The sequence below is a fragment of the Actinomycetospora sp. genome (assembly GCF_055612215.1).
Window position 1 is genome coordinate 1 of the sequence record NZ_JBVPVA010001103.1, and the last position, 6,059, is coordinate 6,059.

The following is a 6,059-nucleotide window of genomic DNA, read 5'->3' on the forward strand; positions in this document are numbered from 1 at the left end:
GAGGTGGACTCGTTCGACCAGCTCGACGAGGCGCTGACCCTCGGCCTGGAACTGGTGCTGCTGGACAACTTCTCGGCCGCCGAGTGCGCCGAGGCCGTCCGGCGACGCGACGCCACCGCACCGACGACGGGGCTGGAGGCCTCCGGGGGGCTGACGATCGACACCGCCGCCGCCCACGCCGCCAGCGGGGTGGACTACCTCGCCGTCGGGGGGCTCACCCACTCCTCGCCGGCCCTGGACCTGGGCCTGGACCTCCGGTCCATGTGAACGGATTCCGTCGCCGGGGCGACCAGATGCGTTCACATGGCGCAGCCATCATCGGCGGCGGCATCGCGGGGACGTCGGTCGCGGCCGAGCTCGTCGCGGCCGGCGTCGAACGGCCCGTGCTGCTCGAGGCCGAGCCGGAGCTCGCCCGCCACACCACCGGACGGTCCGCGGCGAGCTACATCCCCGGCCACGGCCCGCCGTCCACGCAGGCCCTCACCGCGGCGTCGGAGGACCGCTTCGAGGCGCTCGCGGACGAGGCCGGCCACGGGTTCCTGCGCCCCCGCCCGGTCCTGCGCGTCGCGACCACCGCCGAGGAGGAGCGCGTCCTGCGCGAGGAGCTCCTCCCGCTCGGGCCGGTCACCGAGCTGGGTCCCGACGACGCCGTGCGGCGCTGGCCCGCGCTGCGCCCCGGCGCCGTCCGGGCCGCCGCGGTCGTCGAGGACGCCCGGGATGCCGACCCCATCGGCCTCCACCAGCACTACCGGCAGCGGTTCCGGGCGCTCGGCGGCGAGATCCGCACTGGCGCCCGCGTCGTCGGCCTGGGACGGCGGGGCAGTGGCTGGCGGGTCACCGTCGACGACGGCGGCACGATCGACACCGACCTCGTCGTCGTCGCGGCCGGCGCCTGGACCGACCGGGTCCTCGCGCTCGCCGGGGCGGCCCCGGTCGGCCTGACCGCCTACCGGCGCACCATCGCGATCGCGCGCATCCCGCCCGGCGCCCCGGTCCGCCCCGACGACCCGTTCGCCGTTTCCGCGGGCGACCGGTGGTACGCCAAGCCGGAAGGGACCCACCTGCTCGTCTCGCCCTCGGAGGAGACCCCGCAGGAGCCCGGCGACGCCCGCCCCGACGAGCTCGACGTCGCGCTCGCCCTCGAGCGCGTGAACGCGGTGACGACCCTCGGGCTGCGCTCGGTCGTCACCACCTGGGCGGGGCAGCGGACCTTCGCCCCGGACCGCGCGCTGGTCGTCGGGGACCGCCCCGAGCACCCCGGCCTGCACGTGTTCGCGGGCCAGGGCGGGTCGGGCATCGAGACGGCGCCGGCGGCGGCCGCGCTCGCCGCGTCGGTCGTCCTCGGCGTCGAGATGCCCGCTGACCTGCGACGACACGGCGTCCGGGCCGCCGACTACGGCGTCCGGCGCATCCTCTAGCCTCGCCCGCGTGGGTGAACCGACGCGTGCCTCACGCGCCCTCCTCGCGACCGTGACCGCCGTGCTGGCCCTGCTGGGCGCCGCCTGCGGCCAGCAGGCCTCGGTCCCACCGATCACGACGGCGTCCCCGGTCACCCCCGCGGACGCCGCCGGGGCCCAGCCGCTGGCGCCGCCGCCGCCCGCCGCGCTGCCCCTGGTGCCGAAACTGCTCGCCCCGCTCCCGGCGATCGGCAGCCGGACGGGGGCGCGGGTGTGCGAGAAGTTCGGGTCGGTGCCCGTGGCCGGCGGCCGCTTCGAGGTGCAGAACGACGCCTGGGGCGCGGAGACCCCGCAGTGCACGACGGCGTTCGACACCGGCTTCAGCGTGCAGGCCTCCCACGACAAGGACTCCGGCCCGGCCGCGTACCCGTCGATCGTCTGGGGCTGCAACCACGGCAACTGCACGAAGGGCACCCCGTTCCCGCGGCCGGTCTCCGACCTCGGCGACGTCCGCTCGAGCTGGGCCGTGACCGTCCCCGACAACGGCCGCTACAACGCCTCCTACGACATCTGGCTCGACCCGACCGCCCGCCGCGACGGCGACAACACCGGCGCCGAGCTGATGATCTGGCTGATCCGTGCCGGCGGGATCGACCCGATCGGGGACAAGAGCGGGACCGCGAACCTCGGCGGCGCCTCCTGGGACGTCTACCGCGGGGACAACAACGGCGTGCCGGTCATCTCCTACGTGCGCCAGCAGCCCGTGCGCGAGGTCGTCGACCTCCCGATCACCGACTTCGTGCGCGACGCGGGCCGGCAGGGTGTCGTGCAGCCCGGGTGGTTCCTCACCAACCTGCAGGCCGGCTTCGAGCCCTGGGTCGGCGGCAACGGCCTGTCCACCGACGCCTTCAACGCCACGCGCAACGGCGTCTGAGTCCCACTCCCGCATCCTCGGCGCCACCCGTGTGGGTGGCATCCGTGCCCTCGTGTGCTCGAACGACTGAGCCGCCTGGCGGGCCGCACTGCGCCGAACGTACGTTCCAGCGCGCTGAACGGTCCAACGGGGAGGACGAGCGGGATGAGCGGTCGCTGGCCGAGGACGAACGACGGGACGAGGTGGCCGGCGCGCCGGGGAGGCCGCCACCGCCGGTGCGACACCGTGGCCCCGCGCGGACCCGAGGCGATGCGGGCGCTCGTCGGCGGGCTCGGCCTCGTCGCCCTCGTCGTGCTCACCACCGTCGTCCCGCAGGGGAGTGCGACGGCGACGAGCGCGATCCTCGTGCCGGCGGCGGTGACCACGTCGGCGGCGACGGCGCAGCACACGCCGCGGGAGCCGAACGAGAAGCGCGTCTGCGACAAGTTCGGGTCCACCCCGGTGGCGGGCGGGCGCTACGAGGTGCAGAACGACCTCTGGGGTGCGAGCACCAAGCAGTGCGTCGTCGCCTTCGACACCGGTTTCCGGGTGGAGGCCGACCACGACAAGCCGAGCGGGCCGGCGTCGTACCCGTCGATGGTCTACGGCTGCAACTACGGCAACTGCACCAAGGGCACCCCGTTCCCGCGGCCGATCTCCGACCTCGGCGACCTGCGCACCTCCTGGACGACCACGACGCCCGCGAAGGGCGACTACAACGTCTCCTACGACATCTGGCTCGACCCGACCGCCCGCAAGACCGGCCGCCCCACCGGACTCGAGCTGATGATCTGGCTGAAGCACACCGACCGCGTGAACCCGATCGGCAAGAAGGTCGCCGAGACCACGCTCGACGGCGTCCCCTACGAGGTGTGGCAGGGCAAGGCGGACGTCACGACGATCTCCTACGTCCGCAAGGAGGCCACGAACTCCGTCACGAACCTCTCGATCCCCACCTTCGTCACCGACGCGACGAAGCGCGGCGTCGCCAAGCCGGGCTGGTACATGACGAGCGTGCAGGCCGGCTTCGAGCCGTGGATCGGCGGGAACGGGCTCGCCACGACGAACTTCTCGGTGACGCGGAACGGGCAGTAGCCGCGGCTCAGTCCTCGACGTCGTGCTCGACCGTGTGCACCAGAGACGCCTGCTCGAAGGCCTCCATGCGGCGTCGGTCGCGCTTGGTCGGGCGGCCGGCCCCGCGCTCGCGCTGCGCCACCGCCGCGACCGTCTCCTTCGGCGGGGGCGGCGGGGTGTGGTCGACGTAGCAGCTCACGGCCTCGGGGGCGCCGACCCGCTTCTCGATGACGCGCCCGACCTCGACGATGCGCGGGATGTCGTAGAGGCGGGTGCGCACGGTGTCGCCGGGCCGCACGGCGGTGGAGGGCTTCGCCGGCTTGTCGTTGACCCGGACGTGTCCGCCCCGGCACGCGGTCGCGGCGTCCGCCCGGGTCTTCGACAGGCGCACCGCCCACAGCCAGCGATCGACGCGCGTGGAGTCCATCGCCGCCCAGTGTGCCCCGACGCTGCTCCGGTTGCGGAGCACCCATCCCGGCTATCACACTCGGTGACTGCTCGGTCGTCGACGTCAGCGCGATGTCCTGCTGTCGGGGGAGCGGGCGTACGGTCGGTCGCGACGCGCCGGGGGAGGGAGCGTCCGTGCCGGACGGGGACGAGGACGCGGCGCTCGACGCGCTGCTCGCCGAGCGCGCGGTCGACCCGGTGTACCAGCCAATCGTCGACCTGGCCTCGGGCGACGTCGTCGGCGTGGAGGCCCTGGCCCGCGGACCCGTCGGCAGCCCCCTCGAGCGCCCCGACGTCCTCTTCGCGGCCGCCCGCCGGGCCGCCCGGCTCGGCGAGCTCGACGCGCTGTGCCGGGGCCGCGCCGTGGAGGAGGCGTACGCCGCCGGCCTGTCCGGACCGCTCGCCCTGTTCGTCAACGTCGAGCCCCTCACCGTCGCCACCCGGCTCACGCCGTTCGCGGCGTCCTCCGACCTCGCGCGGTGCGGCGTGCACGTCGTCGCCGAGTTCACCGAGCGCGACCTCACCGCCGACCCGGCGCGCCTGTTCGCCTTCGCCGACCAGGTGCGGGCCCGTGGCTTCCACGTCGCCCTCGACGACGTCGGGGCCCACCCGGCCTCGCTCGCGCTCATGCCGTTCCTGCGTCCGGAGGTCGTCAAGCTCGACCTCGGGCTCGTGCAGGCCCGGCCGGGCCCCGGGGTCGCCGCGATCATGTCCGCGGTCGCGGCCTACGCCGAGTCCAGCGGTGCCCTCGTGCTCGCGGAGGGTGTGGAGAACCCGGCGCACCTGGCCGCGGCGCGCAGCCTGGGCGCCACGCTCGGCCAGGGCTTCTGGTTCGGGGCGGGCCGGCCGGCGTCGGCGATCCTGCCCTCGCTCGAGCCCCCGCGACTCGTGCCCCCGTGGCGACGGCCCGCCGGCCCGGTCGCGCGCGCCAGCCCCTACGCCGCCGTCGCCCGGGCCCGCACGCCGCGACGCGCGACGGCGCCGCTGCTGCTCGCGGTGAGCCGGTTCCTCGAGCGGCAGGCCGCGGAGTTGGGGGAGCTCGCCGTCGTGGTGGCCGCCTTCGAGCGCGCCGAGTTCTTCACCCCGACCACGCGCCGCCGCTACTCCGCGCTCGCGCGGACGGCCGCGTTCGTCGGCGTCCTCGGCGCCGGCATGCCGGCCGACCCGGAGCCCGGCGTCCGGGGCGGCGACCTGGCCCCCGACGACCCGCTGAGCCGCGAGTGGAGCGTCGCCGTGGTCGGCCCGCACTTCGCGGCGGCCCTGGTGGCGCGCGACCTCGACGGCGCCCCGCGCCCCGCCGCCGCGGACCCCGACCGGACCTTCGACTACGTCCTCACCCACGACCGCCCGCTCGTCCTCGAGGTCGCGCGGTCGCTGCTCGCCCGGACGTTGCCGACGGCCGATGTCACCGAGGCGACCCTCGCCTCGTCCGTCGGGGTGGCGTCGGTCCCCGAACGCTAGCTCGATCGGGGCGCGTAGGTACGCTCCGTTCATCGACACCGGCGCGTCCGGACCGGAGCGCGCACCGGAGCGGAACGAGGTGGTTCGTGGCCGACCCGTTGCGCGCGGTCGACGCGGCGCCCGACCTCACCGGGCTGCGCAGCGTCTTCCAACCGATCGTCGACCTGGCGACGGGCGCCGTGGTCGCCCACGAGGGGCTCACCCGGGGACCCGCCGGCCCGTGGCACCACCCCGAGGACCTGTTCGCCCGCGCCCGCGTCGGGGGGTACCTCGCGGAACTCGACGAGCTGTGTCGCCGGCTCGCCCTCGCCACGGCGCTCGCGGCCGGCGCGGCGGGGCCGTCGGTCCTGTTCCTCAACATCGAGCCCGACGGCATCCCGACCGGACCGCCGCCGCCGGGCGCGGTGACGTTCATGGAGCGGGGCGGCCGGATCGTCCTGGAGTTCACCGAGCGAGCCCTCACCGGGGACCCGGCCCGCCTGCAGTGGTTCGCCACCCGCCTGCGCCACGTCGGGATCGCGGTGGCCCTCGACGACGTCGGCAGCCACCCGGACTCGCTCGCGCTCCTGCCGTTCCTGCGACCCGAGGTCGTCAAGCTCGACCAGCGCCTCGTGCAGGAGCCCCTCGACGAGGACGTGGCCCGCGTCGCGGCCGCCGTGGGCGCCTACGCCGAGCGAAACGACGCCGTCGTCCTCGCCGAGGGCATCGAGACCGCCGAGCACGAGCGCACAGCCCGCGCCCTCGGCGCGACCCTCGCCCAGGGCTAC

At 75.5% G+C, this 6,059-nt stretch carries 6 protein-coding genes and 1 pseudogene; 6 read left to right on the top strand and 1 reads right to left on the bottom strand.

What is annotated here, in order from left to right:
- From AC0CYZ_RS29795 to AC0CYZ_RS29810, 4 genes and pseudogenes are all read left to right on the top strand, one after another.
- A pseudogene (locus tag AC0CYZ_RS29795) lies at nucleotides 1–267 on the top strand (carboxylating nicotinate-nucleotide diphosphorylase); the annotation flags it as partial.
- Nucleotides 268–293: 26 nt separating this feature from the next.
- The gene (locus tag AC0CYZ_RS29800) at nucleotides 294–1,418 is read left to right on the top strand and encodes an NAD(P)/FAD-dependent oxidoreductase (protein WP_472221727.1); all 1,125 of its coding nucleotides are present in this window, start codon (nucleotides 294–296) and stop codon (nucleotides 1,416–1,418) included.
- 10 nt (nucleotides 1,419–1,428) lie between these two features.
- On the top strand, nucleotides 1,429–2,331 hold the full coding sequence (locus tag AC0CYZ_RS29805; protein ID WP_472221728.1) for a GH12 family glycosyl hydrolase domain-containing protein: 903 nt from the start codon (nucleotides 1,429–1,431) through the stop codon (nucleotides 2,329–2,331).
- Nucleotides 2,332–2,556: 225 nt separating this feature from the next.
- Nucleotides 2,557–3,405, top strand: a complete 849-nt coding sequence (locus AC0CYZ_RS29810; protein WP_472221729.1) for a GH12 family glycosyl hydrolase domain-containing protein — start codon at nucleotides 2,557–2,559, stop codon at nucleotides 3,403–3,405.
- Nucleotides 3,406–3,412: 7 nt separating this feature from the next.
- Here the strand turns inward: AC0CYZ_RS29810 and AC0CYZ_RS29815 are convergent, their stop codons facing one another.
- Nucleotides 3,413–3,811, bottom strand: coding sequence for an RNA-binding S4 domain-containing protein (locus AC0CYZ_RS29815; RefSeq protein WP_472221730.1), 399 nt, complete (start codon nucleotides 3,809–3,811; stop codon nucleotides 3,413–3,415).
- Nucleotides 3,812–3,966: 155 nt separating this feature from the next.
- Here AC0CYZ_RS29815 and AC0CYZ_RS29820 point away from each other — a divergent pair, with 155 nt between their 5' ends.
- Together AC0CYZ_RS29820 and AC0CYZ_RS29825 are read left to right on the top strand one after the other, a co-directional pair.
- Nucleotides 3,967–5,292 carry a sensor domain-containing phosphodiesterase gene (locus AC0CYZ_RS29820; RefSeq protein WP_472221731.1) on the top strand — a complete coding sequence of 442 codons (1,326 nt, stop codon included), beginning with the start codon at nucleotides 3,967–3,969 and terminating at the stop codon, nucleotides 5,290–5,292.
- Nucleotides 5,293–5,378: 86 nt separating this feature from the next.
- Nucleotides 5,379–6,059, top strand: a 681-nt coding sequence (locus tag AC0CYZ_RS29825; RefSeq protein WP_472221732.1) for an EAL domain-containing protein, incomplete at its 3' end; no start/stop codon positions are given.

Excerpts from the sequence above, each read along its gene's own strand:
- AC0CYZ_RS29815 (WP_472221730.1), bottom strand. The coding sequence starts at position 3,811 with ATGGACTCCACGCGCGTCGATCGCTGGCTGTGGGCGGTGCGCCTGTCG.
- AC0CYZ_RS29800 (WP_472221727.1), top strand. The coding sequence starts at position 294 with ATGCGTTCACATGGCGCAGCCATCATCGGCGGCGGCATCGCGGGGACG.